The organism is Kitasatospora sp. NPDC032150 (assembly GCF_055579945.1).
The window spans coordinates 47,202-70,604 of record NZ_JBVIMH010000026.1; the positions used below are offsets into that span (position 1 = coordinate 47,202).

The window sequence follows — 23,403 nt, forward strand, 5'->3', positions numbered from 1 at the left end:
GTGTTGAGATGAAGGTTTCGCTGATCCAGGAGAAGTGTGTCGGTGCTGGGCAGTGCGTGCTGTCGGCGCCCGACGTGTTCGACCAGGGAGAGGACGACGGAATCGCGGTGATCATCGCGCAGTCGCCGGCTCCGGGCCGGGAGGCAGCGGTCCACGAGGCTGCGGACCTCTGCCCCGCCCGTGCGATAGAAGTGACGGAGTGATGAGCGAGCCGCTGTTGGATGCGCTGCGTGCCCGACTCGGCGCGGCTGCCGTACTGACCGACCCAGCGGTGACCGACAGTTACTCCCGCGACATGATGCCGATCGTTCCGGCCGGCCGACCGGTGGCCGTTGTGCTTCCGGGCAACACCACGGACGTGCAGGCCTGTGTCCGTGCCTGTGCCCAGGCCGGGGTTCCCATCGTTCCCCGAGGGGCGGGAAGCGGGCTGACGGGCGCCGCCAACGCCGTCGACGGCTGCGTCGTCCTGGTGACGACGAAGCTGGACCGCATCGTCGAGGTTGACCCGGTCAATCGCTTCGCCGTCGTCCAGGCCGGCGTCGTGAACGGCGAACTCCGCCGGGCGGCAGCCGAGCACGGACTCTTCTATCCGCCCGATCCGTCCAGCTACGAGTGGTGCACGATCGGCGGCAACCTGGCCACCAACGCGGGCGGGTTGTGCTGTGTGAAGTACGGAGTGACCAGCGACTACGTGCTCGGCCTCGAGGTGGTGTTGGCCGACGGCTCACTGCTCAGGACCGGGCGGCGCACCGTCAAGGGCGTTGCCGGCTACGACCTCACGCGACTGCTCGTCGGCAGTGAGGGGACGCTCGGTGTGATCACGGAGGCCACCGTCGCGCTGCGGCCGTTGCCCGAGGCCCCCTGCACCCTGGTCGCGTCATTCGACACGACGGAGAACGCCGGCACCGCCGTGACCAGGATCGTCGCGGCAGGCCTCGTTCCTTCGCTGATGGAAATCATGGATGCCACCTCCGTGGGGGCGGCCGAAGCATACCTGGGCGTCGACGTGGGCGGCGGGGGCTGCGCGGCCCTCCTGCTGTGCCAGTCGGACACCGGCGGTGCGACGGGTCGGAAGGAACTCGCAGAGGTTGGCCGCATCTGCCGGGCGGCCGGAGCGCGGCTGACGCACTCCACGGACGATCTGGCCGAGGGGAATCTGCTGCTCCAGGCCCGCAGGGTGCTGCTGACCGCGCTGGAGCAGCAGAACGCGTGTATGACGGAGGATGTCGCGGTACCCCGTACCCGCATCACGGAACTCATCGTCGGGTGCACCCGAATCGGCGAGCGGGCCGGTCTGCCCGTCGCCGTGTGCGGCCACGCCGGAGACGGCAACATGCACCCGACCGTGATGTACGACCGATGCTCGGCCGACGAGTTCGACCGGGCAGCCAGGGCCTTCGACGAGATCCTCGAGCTCGCCCTCTCGCTCGGCGGGACGATCACCGGCGAGCACGGCGTCGGTCGGTTGAAGCGCGATTGGCTCGAACGTGAGATCGGGCCGGTCGGCATGGCGGTACACCGCAGGATCAGGGCTGCGCTGGACCCGGACGGCCTCTTCAATCCGGGCGGCATGTTCGTCCGTTGATGCTTCCGACTGACCGCGAGAGGGGATCACTTGTCCGGTGAAACGGAAATTCGCGCACGCCGGGTCGTGCTGGCCACCGTCTCGTCCGATGCGCACACCTGGAACCTCGTCTATCTGCAGCTGGTCCTGGCAGAGGCGGGTTACGAGGTCTTCAACCTCGGGCCGTGCGTGCCTGACGACGTCCTCGTGACGGCGGTGCGAGAGCACCGACCGCGCGCCGTTGTCATCAGTTCGGTCAACGGCCATGGTTTCCTAGACGGTTCGCGCGCGGTCCGCGCTCTGCGAGCGGACCGCGCTTGCCGACACGTGCCCGTGGTGATCGGTGGAAAGCTCGGGGTCCTCGGGAGCCAGAACGCCAGATACGCCCAGCAACTCCTGGACGCGGGGTTCGACGCGGTGCTCATGGACGGTACTCCGGAGCAGCTCACGGCGTGGCTGGCCGCTGTTGACGAGCCGGATGTTCCGACGCGTCCCGTGGAGCTGGTGAGGGCCCCTCGATGAGGACACCGTGCCTCCCGGACCTCGGCCCGTACGTCCGTCAGGCTTCCGCCGAGGGCCGTCTGGTGGTCCAGCCGCGCATGGGCATGCCGGACCCTGCCCGCATGTCGGCGGGCCTGGCCGCCGTCGCCGCCATGCCGGGTCGCCCGATGGCCACCATCACCTTGGACAGCTATACCAGGATCGGCGACCACCGGGCGGCTCGCGCGGCTCTGACGGCCGGTGAACCGCTCAACGGCTTTCCCGTCATCGCGCACGGTCCCCGGTTGACAGCACAGGTGGCAGCGGCGGCGGGGTCGGTGCCCGTGCAGATCAGGCACGGTTCGGCGGATCCCCGCGACATCTTCACGGCGATGGCGTCCGCGGGGCTCACCGCGAGCGAGGGAGGACCGGTCTCGTACTGCCTTCCCTATGGACGGACACCGCTTGGACGATCCGTCGCGGCGTGGCGGGAGGCTGCCGCCCAGCTTTCCGAGGACAGCGCGGCAGTCGGCCGCATCGCGCACCTGGAGACGTTCGGCGGCTGCCTGCTCGGACAGCTCTGTCCACCGTCGCTGCTGGTCGCCATCAGCGTGCTGGAGGCCCTGTTCTTCACCGAGAACGGTCTCCGAAGCGTATCTCTCAGCTACGCGCAACAGACGAACCAGATCCAGGACATCGAAGCCCTCGCGGCCATGCGTGCGCTGGCAGCCGAGTTCCTGCCCCCGGACGTCGACAGCCATCTGGTCCTCTACACGTACATGGGCGTCTTCCCTCGCACCGAGGCTGCCGCGGAAACCCTGCTCAGCGCCAGTGCCGAGCTCGCCGCACGCGGGGGAGCCGAGCGGCTCATAGTGAAGACGGCGGTGGAGGCCCATCGGATCCCGACGGTGGCCGAGAACCTCCGTGCCATGCGGATCGCCGACCGTGCTGCCGTCCGGGCCCGCAGGCTGAGCCGGCTACCCGGCGCCGATGAGGTCGACTGCTCCCAGATCCTCAACGAGGCGCGGCTACTGATCGATGCCGTGCTGCAATACGGAGAGGTTGGCAGCGGCCTGCTCAACGCGTTCCGCGAGGGTCTTCTGGACATTCCCTTCTGCCTGCACCCGGACAACGCCGGCCTGACCCAGGGCACGATCGCGGCGGACGGGCGTCTGGAGTGGGCCCGGACCGGAAGGCTGCCACTACCGCCCGCGCGCGTCCGACGGCGGCTGGGATCGGCGGAGCTGCTGCGGATGCTCAACGACACCGCGGAACGCTACGAGCGCGAGGGCGTGCGGCAGCTGCCCTCCCGTTCGGCCTGACCGCACGGTCGCGGGCCGCCTCGACCAGTCGGCGGAGGCGGCCCGCGACGATGCGACGAGGTGGCGAAGAAAAAGCTTGACGATGAAGGTGTTACGTATAACATTGGATCGTCTGGTTGATCGCGTAGAGATCGATACGGGTGTTGGGCCGGGTTTTCGCTAAGGTCGGCATCTGGGGGAGGAACTCGACTTGGATGTGCGGCCCGAGCATTTCTGTTTATCCGATCCAGTATTCTATGACACGCCATATCGAAACCGTGCGGGCGAGGTCTTGGCCGAAGCAGCTTCCGTGGCGACGCCGGACGGCTGGCTGAGGCGGGACGACGACATCTGGTGCTATCTGGCACCTGCCTCCGGTGGTATCGCCGAGCAGGGCTGGAAAATTCACGTGTCGGCCCGCCCCGACAATGCCGACCGGGTGATCTCGACGGTCTGGAAGTACTGCGTCGCGAAGTTATTGCCCTTCAAGTTCTTACGCACCGCGAAGGGTTTCTTCCTGCAGAACGCCAAGGACGCGCACCGGTCGTCCAGTGGCAAGATGGTGACCATCTACCCGGGTGGTGCCGAGCTCCAGGAAACCCTGGAGGAGCTCTCCGTGCTCCTCGAGGGCGAGCCCGGACCGCTCATCCTCAGCGACCTCAGGTGGGGTGCGGGCCCGCTGCACGTCCGCTACGGGGCATTCGTCGACCTGAAGTGCCCCGGCCCGCACGGGGAGCTCATACCGGCGATCCGCCGGCCCGACGGGCAGCTGGTGCACGACGAGCGCAAGCCCAGCTTCACCCCGCCCGCCTGGGTGACCATCCCGGACTTCCTGCTTCCCCACCTGCGGGCCATGGGGGACGGCGCGCCACCGGCGGACTTCCCCTACGAGATCGAAGGCGCCCTCCACTTCTCCAATAGCGGCGGGGTGTACACGGCCAAGCGCGTCGCCGACGGCCGGAAGGTCGTCCTGAAGGAGGCGCGGCCGCACGTCGCCTGCGACTCCCGGGGGCTGGATTCGAAGGACCGCCTCCGGCACGAGTGGGAGATCCTCAACCGGCTCTCCGGAGTCGCCGGAGTCCCGCAGGCGTACGGCCACTTCCCGATCTGGGAGCACGACTTCCTTGCGATGGAATTCATCGAAGGAATACCGCTGTCCAGGTGGCTGGTCCTGAACTATCCGCTGACCCGCCATTCGCCCGACGCCCATCAGGTCGAGGAGTACCGGCGGCGCGCGCTGGAGATCGTCGAGCAGATCGAGAAACTCGTCTCGGAGATCTCGGCCCGCGGAGTGGTGCACGGGGATCTGCATCCGAACAACCTGATGATCGGCGACGACGATTCCGTTCGCCTGATCGACTTCGAGTTCGCGTATTTCGAGGGTGATGCCCGAGAGCCCGGTGTGGGCGCATTGGGCTTCACCGCGCCGTCGGAGGTGACCGGCCGGGAGCTGCACCGGTTCTCACTGGCGGCATTGCGCCTGGCGGTATTCCTGCCGCTCAACAACCTCCTTCCGCTGGTCCCGGAAAAGGTCACTCCGTTTGTGGCGGAAATCCGATCCAGGTTTGCTCTTCCGGCCGAATACTGTGAGCGGATAGTCGCCGGCCTGAGCCGGCCGAGCGGGGCGGGCCGAGCGGGCGGAGCGACCGGCCAGCGCACGCGGCCGGGCCACTTCGAGCTGCCGTCCGGCGAGGGGCGAACCGGCGAACTGCTCCGGTCGATGGTGGAGTCGATCGAGTCCAGCGCGACGCCGGAGCGGGAGGACCGACTCTTCCCGGGAGACGTCAAACAGTTCGTCCAGGGCGGCCTGAACTTCGCGTACGGCGCGGCCGGTGTCCTGCATGCGATGGCCGCCGTCGGTCACGCACCCGACAGCGCCCACGTCGAGTGGCTGGCGGACCGGGCCGAGCGCGACGCGCAGCAGGAGACCGGGTTCTACAGCGGCAGCCACGGCATCGCGTACACGTTGGACCGGCTGGGCCACCGGCAACTGGCCGGCCGCCTCGTGGACTCCGCGCTCGGCCGACTCGACCAGGCGTCAAGCATCAGGCTGTTCGACGGACTTGCCGGTATCGGACTGCATCTGCTGGAGCGCCGCGCGGCGGGCCGGGGGAACTACTCCGGCGAGCTCCAGGAGATCACCCGGCGAGTCGCCGAGGCCGTGGAGCGGGGCGGTCTCTGGCTCGCCGACGCCGAGGGCGACGTGCCGGTCTTCGCGGCCGACGAGCAGGGGTACAAGACCTATCGTTCAGGTCTCCTGCACGGGTGGTCCGGTGCGGCGCTGTTCCTCCTGCACACCCACGCCGCCACCGGGGACGCCGCCCACCTCGATCTGGCCGTCCAGGCCCTGCACCGGGATCTGGACGCCTGCGAGTCGATCGAGGACGGCTCCCTGCAGATCGTCGACAGCGTCAACCGGGCCCTGCCCTACCTGGCGACCGGCAGCGCGGGCGTCGCGTTGGTCGCGGACCTGCTGCTCGACTTCCGGGACGACGAGCGCGCCAGGGCCGCCCTGCTGCCGCTGCTCGCTTCGTGTCAGACCGAATTCGTCGTCGGAGCCGGGCTGTTCAACGGGCGGATCGGGCTGCTCGCCAGCGCCGGCCGGATCGCCCGGCGCCGCCCCGAACTGGGGCTCGTCGAGCCCGTCCGACGACTCGTGCCGACCATCAGCCGGCACGCCGTGAGCTACCGAGGGGGTCTCGCCTTCCCCGGTGACCACAACCATCGCCTGTCGATGGACCTGGCCACCGGCACCGCGGGAGCGCTGCTCGGTATTCCCGCAGCCCTGGGAGAGGGAGGCGCCGCCTTCCTGCCCTTCCTCGAGCTGCGGTCGGAGTGACACCGGGTCACTCCGAGGAGAAGCAACCAACCATGAGAGAGGGACTGTCATGAACTTCGTCCTCGGCTTCCAGAAGCTGAACGTTCCGCAGGACTCGTCGCCGCTGGCGATCAGCACTCAGAGCGTCTGGTGCTCGGTGTTCGGTCACTGCGTCATCGACGACTGATCCGAGTAGCGGAAACGATCCTGCGCCGGGTGGAAGCTGCAGCTTCCACCCGGCGCTGCGTGGTTCCGGTCAGGGTGAGCAGGTGGACTGCCGGACCACGAGAGCGGTACGCAGCACCCTCGACGGCAGGGCAGAGCTCCCGTTCAGCATCGCCGCCATGGCGGCTATCCCGAGCCGACCGAGCTCCTCGCCATTGAGGTCCACGGTGGTCAACGGCGGGACGAGGAGCGCCGAGGCGTCGATGTTGTCGATCCCCACCACGGAGAGGTCCTCGGGGATGCGCAATCCGAGCTCGGCGGCGACGTGGTAGACGCCGGCCGCGACCACGTCGTCGTCGCAGACCACGGCGCGCGGCCGGTCGGCAGCGGTCAGCAGTTGCTGGGCGGCCTTCCGGATGGCGGCGAGCCCCTCGGGCTCCGGGATCACCTGCTCCAGCACCTCGAGATCCCGGGCCGCGGCCTCGAAGGCGTTCTGCCGGGCGCGGAAGGTGTAGGCGGTGCGGGCATAGCGGAGATGGCCGATCCGCCGGTGGCCGAGCTCCACCAGGTGGCTGACGGCCGATCGCATGCCGCCGGGCACGTCCAGCTCGATCACCAGCTGGTTCTCCGCCGACAGCGCGGGGTCCGAGTCCAGGAAGACCACGGGCGTGAGGGGCGGCAACTCGCCGATCTGTCGGTCGTTCGGCGAGCAGATCATCAGGCCGTCGAACTGGTTGGCGCTGGTGGAGCGCGCCAGTGTCTCGCTGTTCCAGTTCGAGCTCACCACGACCGTCAAGTCGTGCTCCTCGGCGGCCTCATGAGCACCCGACAGGGTGCGCGCGAAGAACGGACCCTTGATGTCGGGCACAGCGAGCAGGATCATGCCGGTCCGGCCCAGCCGCAGTTGACGGGCTGCGGCCTGGGGCTGGTAGCCCAGGCACTGCGCGGCCGCACGTACTCGCTGTCGGGTGGCTTCGGAGACCCGGTGACCGCCGGCACCGGAGAAGACCAGGGAGACGGTGGCCTGGGAGACGCCCGCCACCCGTGCCACGTCACGCCCGGTGGGGCGATGTACCGGTGGCGTGGCGTCAGCTGGATTCCCCGCGGAGCCGGACTGGCATCCGACGGTGGATCGCGGGCCGTCCTGCTGTTCCGGAGTACGGCTGAACGTCAATGACATCGCCCCCTGGCCATCGATCAACGGTTGGTACCGCGGGTGGAGCTCCTGCTCGCGATCCTGAGGCTTCCCAAGTCGAATGGAGGATAGCGTTCGGGGCCCCGCCCCGCGGCATCGGGCGCACTACCGCGCGGTCTGCGCGGGCGGTGGGGGTGTGCGCGCGGGGTTCCGGAGGAGGGCTTCCAGGGCGGTCCGCACGGCCGTCTCCAACTGCGGATCGGCGCCCGTCGCCCAGTGGTGCGGTGCCATCACCACCTCGATGTCGGGCTCCACGCCACGGTTCTCGAGCTGCCAGCCGTAGCCGTCGAACCAGGTCGCGAACTTCGGCTGGCTGACGGCCGTGCCGTCCACCAGTCGGTAGCGCATGTCGACGCCGAGGACGCCGCCCCAGGTGCGGACGCCGACGACCGGGCCGATACCCATCGCCTGGACGCCGGCATTGATGATGTCGCCGTCCGAGCAGGAGAACTCGTTGGCGAGCGCGACCACCGGACCGCGCGGAGCGTCGTAGGGGTAGGGCCTGGCGGTCGCGAGGCCGCGGGCGGAGCTCCAACCCACCACCGTGCGGGCGAGTTTCTCCAGCACGAGCTGGGAGGTGTGACCACCGCGGTTGTCGCGGAAGTCGACGACCAGCCCCTCCCGGGCCGCCTCGGTCCGCAGGTCCCGGTGCAGCTGGGACCAGCCGGTGCCGATCAGGTCGGGCACGTGGAGGTAGCCGACGCGGCCGCCGGAGAGCTCGTGGACGCGACCTCGACGCTCCTGGACCAAGCCGTGGTACCGCAGCGGCTCCTCGTCGGCCAGCGGGACGACCACCACTCGCCTCGGGGCGCCGCCTCCGGCGGGCAGGACGGTGAGTTCGACCGGGCGCCCGGCGGTACCGGCGAGCAGCGGGGCGGGGCCTGACAGTGCGTCCACCGGCCAGCCGTTCACCTCGGTCAGCAGATCGCCCGGACGGATCGCCACCCCGGGCGCGGCGAGCGGGGAGCGGGCCCGCGGGTCGGACGCCTCTCCCGCCAGGACGGTGCGCACCCGCCAGGTGCCGTCCTCAGCGCGGGTCAGGTCCGCCCCCAGGAACCCCGGGCTCTCCCGCTTTCCGGCGGACCGGGCGGGCGCGGCGACGTTGGCGTGCGAGACCCCGAGCTCGCCGTTGACCTCCCCCAGCAGATCGACGAACTCGTCATGGCTGCCGACCCGGTCGAGCAACGGCCGGTAGCGGGCCTGGACCTCGTCCCAGTCGAGGCCGCCCATGTCGGCGCGCCAGAAGTTGTCCCGCATGAGCCGGACGGCCTCGTCGTACATCTGCCGCCGCTCGGCCGCGAGATCGACCACCAGCCGGATGTCCGAGAGGTCGAAGTCCGTCTCGGAGCCCGCGCCCGCCGCCGTCGGGAGGCTCCTGAGTTTCTTGCCCGCCACGAACGTCACCCGGCTGCCGTCGCCGCAGACGGTGAACTCCTCGACTCCGGTGGCGAGCTGTGCGGTGCGACGGTTCTGCAGGTCGAAGTGCTCGAGGACGGGTGCGGAGCCGCCGTCGGCGGTGGCCGGCAGGCGGGTCCACGCGACGCCGGTGGCGGTGGCGCGCAGTGCGGAGAACTGACCGCCCGGGACGGGGAACGGCAGGATCCGGTCGTCCAGGCCGGCGAGGTCGAGCGGGCCGTCCGGCGCGGGGCCGTCCGGCGCCGGGTACTGCCTGGGGCCGAACGGTGACGGCGTGTCGGCGGCCAGGGTCATCAGGTACGGCCGACTCCCGGACGGGAAGGACACGTCCAGCAGGTGCTGGTCGAACTGCGGCTCGAAGTTGCGCAGCGACAGGAAGGCCAGGTGCCTGCCGTCGGCGGTGAACGCCGGGGAGGTGTCCTGGAAGCGCGGCGGTGTCAGGTCGGTCACCGACCGTTCGTCGGTGTCGGCGAGCTTCAGCCGGCGGATCGGCCAAGGGCCGGGGTGGGACCAGACCAGCCACCGGGAGTCGGGCGAGAAGGCGAGACCGGAGACATCCCCCTCGGCGCTGTGCGTGAGCTCGCGTACCTGGCCGTCGGCCGTCTGGACCAGCAGGACCCGGCCGTCGGCACAGGCGAGTGCGATCCGCTCCCCGTCGGGTGAGACGACGAGTTCGAGCACCCGCCCCAGCCGCCGGGCGAGCACCTGCCCGGGCGCCGGGCCGGCGCTGTCGGGGTGGACCAGCTCGAGGGCGTCCTCCCCGTCCGAATCGGTGATCCAGACCACGCCTCGGCCGGGGACGAACTGTGCCAGGCGCGCACGCACACCCGGCTCGGCCCGCAGCATGCGGGCGGGGCCCTCGGGATGGGTGAGCAGGTGAACGGTGCCCCGGACGGTGACCACGGCGGACCGTCCGGTTCGGTCAGGCGCCATGGTCGACAGGTGCGGTCCGGCGTCCACGACGCTCCCGGCCGCCGCCGAGCCGCCGCCGAGGCTGATCTCCAGGCGGCGCGGCCGGCCGTCCTCCAGGCCGTCGAGCAGCCACAGGTCCCCCGCCGCGTGCCAGATGACCCGGGTCCCGTCGGTGCCGGCGTTCCGGGCGTAGAAGCCCTCGTCGCCGCAGTGGTGGCAGCGCAGATCGGTGCCGTCCGGAAGGCTGGAGTACACCCTCGCCACGCCGTCGTGGTCGGACAGGAAGGCGATGCGGTCGCCCACCCACATCGGCGATTCGACGTTGCCGCCCAGGTCGGCGTGCAGCCGGGCGAACTCCTCGCCCGGCCGGCCCGGCGAGCCGGGTCCGATCCACAACTTGCCGACCGCCCCGCCGCGGTAGCGCTTCCAGTGCATCGCCTCGCGGCCGTTCCCGATGGAGACCAGCAGCACCCGCTCCCGGCCAGCCGGTTCGTACGCCAGACCGCCGATGGGCCCGTAGGGGAGCCGCTGCGGCTCACCACCGGCCAGCGGTATCGAAAAGGCCCAGGTGTGGCGGAACATCGGCTGGCCGCTGCTGGTCGTGGCGACCGGGTCGCCGGAACGGGTCCACCCACGCAGCGCGGTGCGGGAGTTGCCCCAGTGGGTCAGACGGCGAACCGGGCCACCGGCCACAGCGGCGGTGTAGATCTCGGGGTGTCCGCTGCGCACCGACGTCCAGGCCAGTGACCGCCCGTCCGGGGAGAAGCGGGGACGGGAGACGGGTAACCGGTCCGTCGTCAGGCGCCACGCTCTGCCGCCGTCGGCCGGTGCCAGCCAGACGTCGTCGTCGGAGACAAAGGTGATCAGCTCACCGTGCAGGTGGGGGTACCTCAGGTAGGGAGAACCGGAACGATCAGAGTGGATCATGGGCACACCATAACGGCGGCGGGCAAGCCGCCACCGTGGTTCTGGTCAGCTCGCGTCGAATCGGCCCGGCCCTCTCGGCCGAGTTCGCTCGCGGGCCGGTCCGATTCCCCGGCGGTGCCGCAGACGGAACTGTCGAATGGGCCTTGTCGGCGGCCGCTCGCAGGGAGTGGCAGGGGTAGTCGGAATCGGACCCTCCGGTCCCGATGGCCAAGTCTCCCGAACGCGTCCGGATACTGCTTGACATACGAAGTCATACGAATAACTATGTTGGTCCATGGACTCACTGAGGAGCGACTTAGCCGAACCGCCCGACATCGAGGGCCACAGCAAGCGGATCTGGCGTCGTGCCGACGGGACCTGCATCGTCGAACTGATCCCCAGCCTGCGTAGTTTCACGTTCGACCGGGACGAGCTGGTGCCGCTCACCGCTAAGCTGCGCCTCGACTTCTACGAGCGCGCGGCTCTCGCCCTCAAGGCGTCAGGTGTCCCCACCGTCTTCCGGGAGCGGGTGGGCGAGATCTCCTATCTCGCCGATTACGTTCCCGCTCCGCCCTTCGAAGTGATTGTCAAGAACCGTTCGACCGGATCGACCGTCCGCAAGTATCCCGGGCTCTTCCCCGAGGGGCATCGATTCGATCCTCCCGTGGTGAAGTTCGACTTCCGGGTGGATCCCGAGGACCAGCCGATCGGCGAGGATTACCTGCGGGCCTACGGGGTGGACGTCGAGGAATTCCGCCGCATCGCCCTCGAATGCAACGACGCATTGCGGAAATGGCTTTCCCCGCTCGATCTGTGGGATTTCTGCGTCATTATCGGGCAGGATTCCAACGGTGCGCCGACCATCAACTCCGAAGTGTCTCCGGACTGCATGCGGCTGCGTGACCAGCAGGGCAATTCGCTGGACAAGGACCTGTTCCGGCAGGGGGTCGGTCATGACCGCATCGTCGCGGTCTGGGCCGACCTGCTCGGCAAGCTGCCGACATGACGGTGGCTCAGCAGCCGGTCGCTCTCGTGACCGGCGCGAACCGGGGCACCGGTCTTGCCGTCGCCGCCGAGCTGCACGCGGCGGGCTGGGAGGTCTGGGGGCTGAACCGCACGGCGGCCGGCCACCCCTGGATGCGCGAACTTCACTGCGACCTCCGGTCCACGACGGCCGTGACAGCCGCGGTCGGGACGGTCGTCCAGGAGCGCGGCGGGATCGACGCGCTCGTCGCCAACGCGGTGGTGCGCTCGCTCGGCCGTCTCGACTCGCTCGACGCGGACCACTGGCGAGCCGCACTCGACGTCAACCTCACCTCCGTCGTCCAACTCCTCCAGGCCGCGCTGCCGTCCCTGCGCAGGCGCGGCGGCAGCATCGTCCTGATGGGAAGTCACGCCGGGAGCCGGTTCTTCGAGGGCGGGGCGGCCTACTGCGCCACCAAGGCGGCCCTGAAGGCGCTGGCCGAGGTGCTGCTTCTCGAGGAGCGGCCGAACGGCGTGCGCACCACACTGATCAACCCCGGCGCGATCGCCAACGAGGCAGCGGACGAATCGCCGTTCAAGCTTTCCACCGCCTCCGTCGGCCAGGCCGTGCGCTGGGTCCTCCAGGCGCCGGCCGATACCGCGGTGGGAGAGATCGAGCTGCGCCCGGCGTGCCTGCCGGCGATGGCCGTGAAAGGCCTGGACCGGCTCCAGGCGGTGTGAGCGCGCGAACGAAGCCGTCCGATCGCACTGTTCATTCTTGATTCGAGTAGGGAATCCAATGACGGACATTCTAGATCGTGACCCCACGACGACCCCGACCGCGGTGGGTCACGCCTCCCGGGCGAGCGATCTGCCGGTGCTGCAGAGCGCCCTGGAGAGCTGGCCGATGCCGCCCTCCCGCACGGTGCTCGTCGCGCACCTGCTGGACACCGCGGTGCCCTATGTACGCCTGCTGAACAAGGCCACCGAGCTCGTCGAGGTCGTGCCGGTGCCCTACAGTGCGCAACCCGAGGCCCTGGCGTTACTCGACGACCTGCCAGTGAGCCTGCCGGGTTCGATCGACGAGGTCGGTCGTCTGGCGGTCACGGCCGCCAAGCAGGCCGCGCAGCACGGCAGTTCGCCGGTCATCATCCAGGAGGTGGGTGGCTACTGCGCGGATGCGGTCGGCGAGTTGGCCGGCGCTCCGTACTTCCGCGGCATCGTGGAGGACACCAAGCAGGGACAGTGGCGCTACGAGCGGGCCGCACCGCTGCCGTTGCCGGTCTTCACCATCGCCGACAGCCCGCTCAAGGCGCTCGAGGACGTCCAGGTGGGGCGCTCGGTGGCCTACAGCGTCGAACGGCTTCTCCGGCTCCGGTTCTACCGACTGCTCAGCGAGCGGCGGGTCCTGGTGCTCGGGTACGGCGGAATCGGGACGGCCCTGGCCGAGCACCTGCGGCGCAACGGTGCCCAGATCGCGGTCTACGACCCGAGTGAGGTCCGGATGTCCGCCGCCGTGGTTCACGGATTCCGGGTGGGCGCGCGCGAGGACCTGCTCTCCTGGGCCGAGGTGATCATCGGGGTCTCCGGACACCGCGCCCTGACGGCGGACGACCTGCCCCTGCTGCGCGACGGCGTCGTGCTGGCCAGCGGCAGCTCCAAGCAGGTCGAGTTCGACGTGGAGGGTCTGCGCCGGGCCTCCTCCGCGATGGTGGAGGTCGACGAGGTGCAGGAGCTCCAGGTCGCCGACCGCACGGTGTACCTGCTCAACGAGGGCAAGCCCGTCAACTTCATGGAGCAGAGCATCCTCGGGTCGGTCCTGGACCTGGTCTACACGGAGCTCTACCTCTGCACGCGCGAACTCGCTCGGCAGACCCACGAGCCCGGCCTCCACCGCTTGGAGCCCACGATCCAGCAGGAGTTGGCACAGAGGTGGCGAGAGGAGTACGGACCGCGGTGAACCCGATCCTGAGGAAGGTACGAGCGCGGGTGGCGACGGACTTCGCCGAGGCCGACTCCGCCCACGACATCGGTCATCTCGACCGGGTCGCGACGCTGGCGGGGGAGATCCTCTCCAAGGCGGGTGGGGACCCGCTGCCGGCGCAGGTGGCCGCGTACGTCCACGACTACCACCGGGTGGAGGAGACGCGGCAGGGACGGCGGCCCATCCGCCCGGAGGAGGCCCGGGCCGCCGTGGTGCAGGTGCTGGAGAGTTGCGAGGTGCCGGGCGAATGGCACCCGACGATCCTGGACGCGGTGGAGCTGACCGGGCGCTACCGCTTCGCCGGGGAGGACCTCGATGCCGAGTCCCCGGTGGCGGCCGCGGTGCACGACGCGGACAACCTCGACGCCATGGGAGCCATCGGTGTCGGCCGCGCCTTCGCCTTCGGAGGGATGCTGGGCGAGCCGCTGTGGGATCCCGAGGCCGCCCTGAAGGGCGTCTACGCGGAGGGTGGGACGTCCTCCGTCCTCGCCCACCTCTACGAGAAGCTCGTCCGGCTGGAACAGGACATGCTCACCGAGCCCGGTCGCCGGATGGCGGCGGACCGCGCGCTCCAACTGCACCGGTTCGCGGCCGAGTTCCGGTCCGAGTGGGCCGGGCCGCAGGATCCGCAGGATCCCGCCGAGCGGCGGGTCCGGTGGGATGAGCGGACCAGGTACCTGTCGGTGCAGGAGCCGGAGGACTCCTCCGACGGGCCGGCCGTCCGGATCGGCTTCCGCGGGAAGGTCTGGCTGACCTTCGACGAGCAGGGGCAACTACTGGCCGTGAACCTGCTGGAGGTGCCCGACGCGCTGGCCGTCTGCGTGCCGCGGGCCGAACGTCACCGCTTCCCGTGGAGCGGCCAGGCCGAGAGTACCGAACCCAGCTGGCTCCTCGACCCCGACAGCGCCTGGGTGTGGGTCAACCTCGCCAGCGGCATGCCGCAGCGACGCCTGGTCGGCATCGGGGACGCCGAGGTGCTCCTGCGGAAGGAGAAGCCGGTGGCGCTCCACCTGCACCTGTGGCAGGAGACTCCGGAGGCGACTGTCGCGGGAGTGTCGTGATGGGCTACCTGAACCTGCTGCGTGGCCGGCACGTCACCCGGTTGCTGCTCGGCACTCTGGTCGGGCGCCTGCCCAGCGCGATGGCCGCCCTGGCGATCCCGCTGGTGCTCCGAGCGGCCGGCGCGGACTTCGGCTTCATCGGCTTCGTCGCCGGGGCGTTCGCACTGGCCACGGCGGCGGGCGGCCCGGTGCTCGGCCGGCTGGTGGACCGGACCGGCCAGGTGCGGGTCCTGGTCTGGTCCGCCGCAGTGGCGGGGGCGGGCCTGGTCGCCATCGCGGCCAGGCCCGCGGACCCGGTCGTGGTCCTCGTCGGCGCGCTGCTCGCGGGAGCGGCGACCCCTCCCCTGGAGCCCTGCCTACGGGCGCTGTGGCCGCACATCGTCCCCGCCGGCCGGCTGGAGTCGGCCTACGCCCTGGACTCCGCCTCGCAGGAACTCGTCTTCATCGGCGGTCCGCTGGTGGTGACCGGTTGCGTGGCCGTCGCCTCGCCCCCGACCGCCCTGTGGGTCGCGGCGCTGCTCGGCGCGCTCGGGGTACTGGTGGTCGCCACCGCGCCGCCCACCACGAGCTGGCGGGCCCCGGCCCGGTCGACCGACTGGCTCGGTCCGCTGCGCAGCCGCGGCCTGCTCGTGCTGCTGGTGAGTCTCACCGGGGTGGGTGTCGCGATCGGCACCCTCAACGTCCTGGTGGTCTCCTACGCCGAGCAGCACCAGGTGCTGGGCGGGGCGCCGACCCTGCTGGCCCTGAACGCGGCCGGAGCGCTGACCGGGGGGCTGGGCTACGGCGCCGTGCGCTGGTCGTCGGCGTTGTCGCAGCGGGTGCTGTTGCTGACCGCCGGCCTGGCAGGCGGCTATGCGCTGCTCTGCCTGGTGCCGTCCCCGCCGTACATGGCGGGTCTGATGATCCTCACCGGGCTCTTTCTCGCGCCGGTGCTGTCGGCGGTCTTCGTCCTGGTGGGCGAGTTGGCGCCGGAGGGGACCGTCACCGAGGCCTTCGCCTGGCTGGTGACCTTGATGACCAGCGGAGTGGCGCTGGGATCGGCGGCGGTGGGTACCACGCTCGAGTTCGCGACGGAGTCCTGGGCGGCCTCCTGCGGAGTCCTGGGCGTGGCCGTGAGCGTTCTGGTCCTGCTGGCCGGCCGACGCCACCTCGGCCCGCCGGCCGTCCACCGCAGCGAGACCCCCACGAGTGCCCCCGCATGACCCGGCCCGCGTCGACCCGTACCATGTTGATCTGTACCGACCTGGACGGGACCCTGCTCGCCAGCGACGGCAGCGTCAGTGCCGCGACCACGAGCGCACTGGCCGAGGTCCGGGCGGCGGGTGTGCACCTGATGTTCTCCACCGGGCGACCGACCCGGGACGCCCTGACCTGGGCAGCGCAGGCGGGTGTCACGGGTCTGCTCGCCTGCAGCAACGGTGCGGTGATGCTGGACATCCCCGCGGCCCGGGTGCTGTTCAACCACTGCTTCACCGACGAGCAGCTCGATCGCCTGCTCGGTCACCTCGAACGGCGCTTCCAGGGATGCCTGTTGGGGCTCGACACCGAGCACGAGCTGGTGCTGCAGGCCGGTTTCGCCGACCGGGTGCCGAACTGCTGGTCCCACACCGAGTCCGCCGACCTCCGCAGGTGGGCCACCAGGACCAACCGTGCGGTCAAGGTGCTGGTGGCCCACCCCGTGCTGTCCTCCGCGCAACTCGCCGCCGCGGTCGGTGCGGAGGCGTCCCTCGGGGTGCGGATCTCCTACTCGACGCCGTACTTCCTGGAGATCTCCCCCGAGCGCGCGGACAAGGGCCAGGCGCTGCGATGGGCGGCCGACCACCTCGGGATTCCGATGACCGCCACAGCCGCCGTGGGAGACATGCCCAACGACATACCCCTGCTCCGAGCGGCCGGGCTACCGGCCGCGGTCGCCAATGCCCACCCGGACGTCAGGGCGATGGCGAAGGTGCTGCTGCCCAGCAATGACGACGACGGGGTGGCTGTCCTGATCCGTTCCGTCCTGGCCCGGCTGGCGGGTGGGCGGCCGAGCCTTCGAACGACCTGAGCCACCGGATCGCTGAGCGTAGGAGGACGTTCGTGCCACACATGGACTGGGTTGCCGACAGCTGCGGACTCCTGGCGAGGACGGCCGAGGAGTTCGCTCGAACCCGTCCCTTCGCGGGGCTGACGATCGGCGCGGCCATCCACCTGGAGCCCAAGACGGCGGCTCTGCTGCTCGTGCTGCGGGAAGGCGGAGCGCGGGTCGTCGCCACCGGGAACCTGATGACCACGCAGGCCGAGACGGTCGCGACGCTGGCGGCCAGAGGCGTCGAGGTGATCGGCGGTCGCACCGACGACCAGGAGATTCACGACGCTCACCTCCGTCAGGTGCTCTCCCGCCGACCGGACCTCATCCTCGACAACGGGGGCGACCTCTTCGTCCGCTTCCTGGAGGCACCGTACGACCACCTGCTGGGCGGAACGGAGGAGACCACCTCGGGCCGGGCGCGGCTCTTCCCGGAACGCGGCCGGATCGGTCGCCCCCTGCTGGTCATCAACGACAGCCCGATCAAGCAGTTCGCCGAGAACGAGCACGCGGTCGGCCAGAGCGTGCTCGAGTCGTTCATGCGGATCACCAACCGGGCCACCAACGGGCGCAGAGTCACCGTCATCGGGTACGGAGCGTGCGGACGCGGGGTCGCCCGCAACTTCGGCAACGCGCATGCCCGGGTCTCCGTTCTCGAGTCGGACCCGGTGCGACGCCTGAACGCGCTGCTCGACGGCTTCGCGGTGCCTGATCGAGGGGAGGCGATCTCCTCGGCAGAGATCATCGTGACCGTCACCGGCGCTCCGCAGGTGCTCACAGCGGACGATCTCCCGCTGCTCTCCGACGGTGTGATCCTGGCCAACGCCGGCCATGTCCCGTGGGAGATCGATCTGACCGGCTTCCTGGCGCATCCCGACGTCCTCGGGTACGGAGAACCGACGGAAGGGGTCAAGAGCCTGATCCAGCGCAACGGCGGGCGGGTCAACGTGCTGACCGACGGTCATATGGTCAACCTGTCCGGACCCCGCCCGCTGGGGAACTCGGTGGAGTCGATGGACCTCGGATTCACGCTCCAGGCGCGCTGTCTGGAGGCCATCGCGCGCGGGACGGTTCCGCCGGACCAGTGCGTCGTCCCGGTGCCCCGGGACATCGACGAACGCGTGGCCCAGGCGTTCGTCTCGCTCGCCAACCGCGCCGGGTAGCCGCAGCGGCCGCGGCACCGTACCCGGCCGGCGACGGCTTGTCGGCGCGCTATGCGGGCTGCGGGTAGCGGGATGACGTTCGGGTGGTCGAGGGGGCGAGCTGGTTGCAGCCTTGGTGGGGCCGATGGCCGCCACCAACCAGACATGCGCGGACCGGATCCGGGGGTGTCCGGCGCTGTCCGGAGGGTGTCCGGGAGCGTCCGGGACTGTCCGAGATGGTGCTCGACCAGTTGTTCTCCGTTCCGTCGGCTGCTGAGGTTCGGGGTGTTCCCGGCGTCAACCCCGGGGCGGAATCGACTCTTTGGAGGAGCACCATGCGATTCACCAGGACCAGGAAGCGCGTCGCTGCCGCCGCGATCGCCGCGATGGCGATGGGCGCGATCGGGATCGGGACCGCGACCTCGGCCCAGGCCGCCGAGGGCACCTGGCAGTTCGGTACCGGCGGCTGTGTGGCGCTTGAGGAGATCAACCTCGGGGGCGATTACCACGACTACATGGGGATCGTCCCGACCGCCAACCCCGGCCACTGCCTGTTCGGCGTCTTCGACCGGAACGCCTGGCAGTGGTTGGGCCCCGGCGCGACCCCCAGCAGCAACTCGTCACCGTGGTACTACGACGGACCGGGCCAGAGCCTGGAGGCGTGCCTGATCGATACGGCCCACAACAACACCTGGGCATGCGGCCCGATCAACTGAGCAAGGTGCGGTGAGTGAGGTGGGAGCGGGCCCTTGCGGTCCGCTCCCACTGCGCAGCCGCAGCCGCAGCCGCAGCCGCAGCCGGACGTGAACTCGATCATCCGGCTGCACCCGGAAGATGACGCCAATGAAGGACGTCCGAGATTACAGTGATTGCCGTGCAGCTTCGGTACGGCTTCGTCTGTACCCGAACGGGCCTCAGCGTGCCGCGCCGGCAAGGGCGTTCGGGTGTCCGCGGGTGGTCTAGCAGGGCCCGGGCTTCGTCCGCCTCGGGGATGTTCAGCGAGGGGTGGATCTCGACTGCCTGTTCGGCGTGCTCCCGAGAAGTGTCGGGTTCTCCCGGGCGCTGGTACGTGCGCGCCAGTCCGAAGTGGACGCGAGGTCGTACCGCTCGCCGGAGCGTCCATGGCCAGCAGGGCGTCGCCGAGCAGGGTGTGCGACTCGGCCTGGCCGACGGTGTCGCCGAGGTCCTGGTGGGCGCGATCCTCGGTGCGCAACGGAGCGCACTCTCGCTGACGCCGACCACCCGGAGCAGACTCGCCAGCGCCGCGCCCGGTTCAAGCGGCCGCTGACCCGGAGTGAACCCGCGCAGGTCGACGAAGAGCTGCCCGTCGGGGAACCGGCCGGCGAGGGTGTGCCCGGTATGAACGGCCGAGGCGGTCTTGCCGACGCCGGCCATACCGTCGATGGCCGAGAATGACGACGGCAGGAACGGCCCGGCGCTCCGGACGCGCACCCCTCCGTCGGCGGCCCCAGTCTGTAGCCATGGCGGGTCCCTGACAACAAGAGAACGCCAAGCAAACGCCATGGAGCGATCAGTCGGTGTTGGTCAGGATGGTCCCCGGCACATGCGCCGCGATCGGCCGATCGGGCCGATCCCTCAAGGGGGGTATATGACCGGGCAGCACATCGACGGGGATCCGGACCGGTTATCGCAGCAGTTTCCGGCGACGATGCCCGATCCGGACGAGGCGACCACACCGCAGGAGTTCGTTCGCCGGCTGCAGGCGTTCAAGGCATGGTCGGGCAGCCCGTCGCTGCGCGAACTCGAGCGCCGCACCGGCTTTCCACGCAGCACCCTCTCGGGAGACCTGAGCCATCAGCGGAGTCGTCTCCCGCCCCTGGAACGGGTGCTGGCGCTGGTCACCGCCTTCGGCGCGTCCGCCGAGGAACTCGCACGCTGGCAGTCGGCCTGGCAGCGCATGCAGATGCGGCAGCAGTCGGCCGAACCACCGGTGCCGGCTTCGCGCTCCGCCGTCGAACCGCCCACACCCGATGAGGCACCGCAGGTGCTCCGGGAGCCGGAGCGGACGAGACGCCACCGATTCGCTCATCGGCGCCTCATGTGGCCGGTGCTGTCGATCAGCGGTCTGCTCGCCGCCCTTCTGGCCGTTGCCCTGACCGCCGCCCCGGTCACCGGCGGGAGATCTGCCGCAGCCGGAACCCGGCCGTCCTTCCCGGTCGGCGCCCAGAAACCGGACCGGTGCGGCTATCTCGGCCGGATCAGCGACAAGGTGGCTGCCTCCCCGATCGACGAGGCTGTCACGACCGGCGAGTCGGTGCAGATCAAGAGCCCGGTGGCCAAGGGTGACACGCTGATCGTCACTCTGATGCTCGCCGGGGCGGGCACCGGCCCCATCACCGTGCGGGACACGGCCGGGAACCGGTACCGGGCCATCCGCGACGAGACCACCGACGGCACCCGGCTGACCGTCTTCGCGTTGTTCGACGCCAGGCCCCTGGACTCCCTGGACCAGATCACCTTTCTCTGGCCGAGTTCGAAACACGACTACACCGCGGTGGACGAGTTCCGGGGCATCCGATCAGCCGACCCGGTGAGCGGCCCCGGCCCACCGGGCGAGTCGCCCATCAGCTCCAAGGACGCAGAGCCGTGCGGCAGAAACGGCGTCACGACCGCGCTTCGGAACGCTTCCGCGCCCCGCTCCCGCTGATCGGTGACCGTGCCCTTGCCGAAGACGTCATCGGGCCGTTCAGGCACGTACCTGAGACGACGTCAGGATCGAACATCTGGGAGTGGAAGAATCCCAGTCGAACAGCAGCAATTCGCTGGCAGAGGGCTGGGCGTCGGGGTGGCGCGACTGGCGGGGTCAGAACTTTGTCGTCACGGTGGCGCCGGTAAAGGCAGTGGCGGCGTGGAGGGTGATGTAGTTCCAGCCGGCCGGGGGGTTGGTGATGGTGAGGGTGTGTGGGCCGTCGCCAGTGGCGGAGGCGGTGTTGGCAGTGCTGTCGGCCCAGGTGGTGGGGCTGTAGTAGAGATCGGTGGTTCCGGTGCCGGGGGTGGTCGTGATGGTGAGGGCCTTGGTTCCGGCGGGGATGTCGATGTAGAGGTAGCTGTTGTCTCCGGCGGCGGCGGTGAGGTTGGATCGGCTGCAGTTCTGGTCCAGCCGGCGGGTGTCGTCAGCGGTGCACTCGGCGGCTGAAGCACCGACCGTGACCGTCTGGTCGGCGGTTGCGGTGGCGCCGACCTTGTCGGTGACGGTCAGCCGGACGTGGTAGCTGCCCGGCTTGGTGTAGGTCTTGGTCGGGTTGGCGTCGGTGGAGGTGGTGCCGTCGCCGAAGTCCCACTTGCGGGCGGTGATCACGGCCGAGTCTTCGGTGGTGTCGGTGAGCGTGACGTCCAGCCCGTTCGCCTTGGCGGTGAAGGTGGCGGTGAGCGGCTTGCCGGTGGCGTTGCACGCGCCGGCGGCGCATTCCTCGAGCCACTTGGCCCAGTCGGCGTCGTAGTTGGTGCCGATGGAGTTGATCAGGCTGAGTGCGGCTTCGTAGTCACCGGATCGGTAGTGGCCGAGCAGGGTGTCGATGTCGGAGCGGTGCTTCTCCATCATGTAGCGCACCGCGAGGTAGCCCCAGGGGTAGATCCGGTCCGTGCCACTGCTGTAGGTGTTGGCGAAGACGGTGCTGAGCGGGTAGGTGCCCTTGGCCGCGTCGGCGACCGCCTCGGTGTCGGTCACGCCACGGTAGCCGTAGGACTCGTACTCGGCGAAGCCCTCGATCCACCAGATGGTGTCAGGGGTGGAGGTTGCGGCGGCGAAGTCGCCGGCGGTGTCGAAGCGGCCGTCCAGGTAGTGGGTGTACTCGTGGTTGAGGTTCCATATCTGGAAGCTCGGGCGCAGCCAGTCGGCTTCATAGGCGACGAACCGGGCTTGGTTGTCGGGCTTGGAGGGGTCGCCTTCCTCGTAGATGCCACCGTTGTTGGTGTCGACGCCGAAGATGACGTTGGCGTAGGTCTGGTAGTCGCTGGTGGAGTGGAAGACGTCCACCTCCATGGCGCTGTTGTGGTCGTCGGGCAGCGGGCCGGGGTCCTTGACGAGGTTGTGGAAGTAGGCGTTCTCGCCGGTGAGGCTGTCGCAGGTGCTGAGCAGTTGGTCCTTGGTGAGCGCCTGGGTCACGATGTGGATCGTGCCGCACTGGTAGTCGATGGTCAGCACGGCCGCCTTGAGCCGGTTGGCGAGGTCGCAGGTGCCGTAGTCGGAGCAGTTGTTCTGGTCGTTGTCGTTCGCCTGGGCGGCGATGCCGACCCAGAGGGGTGCGGTGGGGCCGGTCATCGAGGACTTGGCCAGCAGGCTCTTGATCATCGGACGGACGGTGGGGGCCAGGGTGCGGTCCTGCAGGAACCGGGCCAGTTCGGTGCCGGCGTTGGACGCCAGGTAGCTCTGCGGTCCGCCGAGCAGGCCGAGGTTGTTGTCGGCGAAGGTTTCGAGGGTGGTGAGGACGGAGGGGTCGGCATCGGTGGCGGTGACGAAGTCGGGGTTCTGGTGGCCGCGGAAGAGGACGGTGTAGACGTTGTTGACCGCGGTCAGCATGTTGTACGAGTTGTTGTACGAGCTGTTGTAGCCGGTGAGCAGCTTCTTGAGGACGGGCAGGTAGCGGGCGTTCTGGCTGGCGCTGTCGATCAGGGTGACGGCTTCCGAGAGGACGGCGCCGTTGGCGTCGGTGGCGTCCAGGCTGTGGGGGTTGGCGTAGAAGGAGTCCAGGGCTGACTGGATCGCGGTCTGCAGAGCGCTGCCGTAGGTGCCGACGTCGGAGGGGCGGTTCCACTGCACGTAGTAGCCGGCCCGAAGGTAGAGCACGAGTTCCAGGACGTGGGTGCTGTTGTCACCCGGGTAGTCGCGGGAGGCGGCGGCCAAGGCGTCCGCCACTGTTGTCATCTGCGACTCCTGGAAGGCCAGGTGTGCGTCTGGACCGGTGAGGCTGAACAGGCCGTTGATGCAGTCCGGGCCCGCGGACCGGATCGCCTGGAGCAGGGCGCCGCCGGTGTTCGCGGTGAAGGCGCTGGTGGAGCAGGCGGCGGCACTCGCCTTCGGGCCGCCTGCCTTCGCGGTCGTTGCCTTCGACATTGCCGCGGCGGACCTCGTCGGCTTGCTGTAGCTCTGGTGCAGAGCCTCGGTGTTGGACGGCAGAGGTCGACGGTCCTTGGGGCGCACCCGCTTCGAGTCGTCGTCCTGGACGGCGTCGGTGGCTGACTGGGGTGCCAGGCCTGGGCGGGGAGTGGCGGTCTTGACTGCGGGGGAGGGGCTGATGAGCCCCGCATGGGCCCTGCCTGGCCCGTTGACGGCGATCCCCACCCCGGCGGTCAGCGCGAGGGCGGCGGCTATCAGGAGCTTGGGCAGCTTCTTGCGGGCGTGTGCGGCTTTCATGTGGTTCTCCTGGTGTGGGGGCAGCGCCGTGCGGCAACGGCCTCGCGGAGGGAG

Annotated in this window: 19 protein-coding genes; 16 read left to right on the forward strand and 3 right to left on the reverse strand. The window is 69.8% G+C overall.

Going from position 1 to position 23,403, the window contains the following annotated elements; all coding sequences use genetic code 11:
- The first annotated feature begins 8 nt into the window (after positions 1–8).
- From ACZ5ON_RS26300 to lanKC, 5 genes are all read left to right on the forward strand, one after another.
- A complete protein-coding gene (locus ACZ5ON_RS26300; protein ID WP_465597521.1) occupies positions 9–203 on the forward strand; it encodes a ferredoxin in 195 nt (64 codons plus the stop codon).
- Complete coding sequence (locus ACZ5ON_RS26305) at positions 203–1,585, forward strand: FAD-binding oxidoreductase (RefSeq protein ID WP_465597524.1); 1,383 nt, start codon at positions 203–205, stop codon at positions 1,583–1,585. Before ACZ5ON_RS26300 ends, ACZ5ON_RS26305 begins: the two co-directional genes overlap by 1 nt.
- A 30-nt stretch (positions 1,586–1,615) precedes the next feature.
- Complete coding sequence (locus ACZ5ON_RS26310) at positions 1,616–2,086, forward strand: cobalamin B12-binding domain-containing protein (RefSeq protein WP_465597527.1); 471 nt, start codon at positions 1,616–1,618, stop codon at positions 2,084–2,086.
- Complete coding sequence (locus tag ACZ5ON_RS26315; RefSeq protein ID WP_465597530.1) at positions 2,083–3,366, forward strand: methylaspartate mutase; 1,284 nt, start codon at positions 2,083–2,085, stop codon at positions 3,364–3,366. The genes ACZ5ON_RS26310 and ACZ5ON_RS26315 overlap by 4 nt, the downstream gene beginning before the upstream one ends.
- A gap of 196 nt (positions 3,367–3,562) precedes the next feature.
- Positions 3,563–6,184, forward strand: a complete 2,622-nt coding sequence (lanKC, locus tag ACZ5ON_RS26320; protein WP_465597682.1) for a class III lanthionine synthetase LanKC — start codon at positions 3,563–3,565, stop codon at positions 6,182–6,184.
- A 235-nt stretch (positions 6,185–6,419) separates the two neighbouring features.
- Here lanKC and ACZ5ON_RS26325 read toward each other — a convergent pair whose 3' ends face one another.
- Both ACZ5ON_RS26325 and ACZ5ON_RS26330 read right to left on the reverse strand, forming a co-directional pair.
- Positions 6,420–7,379 carry a LacI family DNA-binding transcriptional regulator gene (locus ACZ5ON_RS26325; RefSeq protein ID WP_465597533.1) on the reverse strand — a complete coding sequence of 320 codons (960 nt, stop codon included), beginning with the start codon at positions 7,377–7,379 and terminating at the stop codon, positions 6,420–6,422.
- A gap of 249 nt (positions 7,380–7,628) precedes the next feature.
- Entirely contained in the window at positions 7,629–10,778 is a 3,150-nt protein-coding gene (locus ACZ5ON_RS26330; RefSeq protein WP_465597536.1) for a S41 family peptidase, read from the reverse strand.
- Between the two features lie 274 nt (positions 10,779–11,052).
- On the opposite strand from ACZ5ON_RS26330, the gene ACZ5ON_RS26335 reads away from it, so the two are divergent.
- The 11 genes from ACZ5ON_RS26335 to ACZ5ON_RS26385 all read left to right on the forward strand — a co-directional run bounded on the left by ACZ5ON_RS26335 (position 11,053) and on the right by ACZ5ON_RS26385 (position 20,643).
- Positions 11,053–11,763 (forward strand): phosphoribosylaminoimidazolesuccinocarboxamide synthase, encoded by a 711-nt coding sequence (locus ACZ5ON_RS26335; protein ID WP_465597539.1) that lies wholly within the window; start codon positions 11,053–11,055, stop codon positions 11,761–11,763.
- Complete coding sequence (locus ACZ5ON_RS26340) at positions 11,760–12,461, forward strand: SDR family NAD(P)-dependent oxidoreductase (RefSeq protein ID WP_465597542.1); 702 nt, start codon at positions 11,760–11,762, stop codon at positions 12,459–12,461. Before ACZ5ON_RS26335 ends, ACZ5ON_RS26340 begins: the two co-directional genes overlap by 4 nt.
- Before the next feature lie 58 nt (positions 12,462–12,519).
- Positions 12,520–13,680 carry an NAD(P)-dependent oxidoreductase gene (locus tag ACZ5ON_RS26345; RefSeq protein ID WP_465597545.1) on the forward strand — a complete coding sequence of 387 codons (1,161 nt, stop codon included), beginning with the start codon at positions 12,520–12,522 and terminating at the stop codon, positions 13,678–13,680.
- A 29-nt stretch (positions 13,681–13,709) separates the two neighbouring features.
- The gene (locus ACZ5ON_RS26350) at positions 13,710–14,765 is read left to right on the forward strand and encodes an HD domain-containing protein (protein ID WP_465597548.1); all 1,056 of its coding nucleotides are present in this window, start codon (positions 13,710–13,712) and stop codon (positions 14,763–14,765) included.
- Positions 14,765–15,967, forward strand: a complete 1,203-nt coding sequence (locus ACZ5ON_RS26355) for an MFS transporter (protein ID WP_465597551.1) — start codon at positions 14,765–14,767, stop codon at positions 15,965–15,967. The genes ACZ5ON_RS26350 and ACZ5ON_RS26355 overlap by 1 nt, the downstream gene beginning before the upstream one ends.
- 23 nt (positions 15,968–15,990) lie before the next feature.
- Complete coding sequence (locus tag ACZ5ON_RS26360; protein ID WP_465597554.1) at positions 15,991–16,812, forward strand: HAD family hydrolase; 822 nt, start codon at positions 15,991–15,993, stop codon at positions 16,810–16,812.
- 41 nt (positions 16,813–16,853) lie between these two features.
- Entirely contained in the window at positions 16,854–17,996 is a 1,143-nt protein-coding gene (locus tag ACZ5ON_RS26365; protein WP_465597685.1) for an adenosylhomocysteinase, read from the forward strand.
- A gap of 314 nt (positions 17,997–18,310) precedes the next feature.
- Positions 18,311–18,691 (forward strand): hypothetical protein, encoded by a 381-nt coding sequence (locus ACZ5ON_RS26370; RefSeq protein WP_465597557.1) that lies wholly within the window; start codon positions 18,311–18,313, stop codon positions 18,689–18,691.
- A gap of 127 nt (positions 18,692–18,818) precedes the next feature.
- Positions 18,819–18,938, forward strand: coding sequence for a helix-turn-helix domain-containing protein (locus ACZ5ON_RS26375; protein ID WP_465597560.1), 120 nt, complete (start codon positions 18,819–18,821; stop codon positions 18,936–18,938).
- A gap of 106 nt (positions 18,939–19,044) precedes the next feature.
- Positions 19,045–19,263 (forward strand): hypothetical protein, encoded by a 219-nt coding sequence (locus tag ACZ5ON_RS26380; protein WP_465597563.1) that lies wholly within the window; start codon positions 19,045–19,047, stop codon positions 19,261–19,263.
- A 114-nt stretch (positions 19,264–19,377) separates the two neighbouring features.
- Positions 19,378–20,643 carry a hypothetical protein gene (locus ACZ5ON_RS26385; protein ID WP_465597566.1) on the forward strand — a complete coding sequence of 422 codons (1,266 nt, stop codon included), beginning with the start codon at positions 19,378–19,380 and terminating at the stop codon, positions 20,641–20,643.
- Positions 20,644–20,799: 156 nt separating this feature from the next.
- Here the strand turns inward: ACZ5ON_RS26385 and ACZ5ON_RS26390 are convergent, their stop codons facing one another.
- Entirely contained in the window at positions 20,800–23,349 is a 2,550-nt protein-coding gene (locus tag ACZ5ON_RS26390; protein ID WP_465597569.1) for a collagenase, read from the reverse strand.
- Positions 23,350–23,403: the final 54 nt, after the last annotated feature.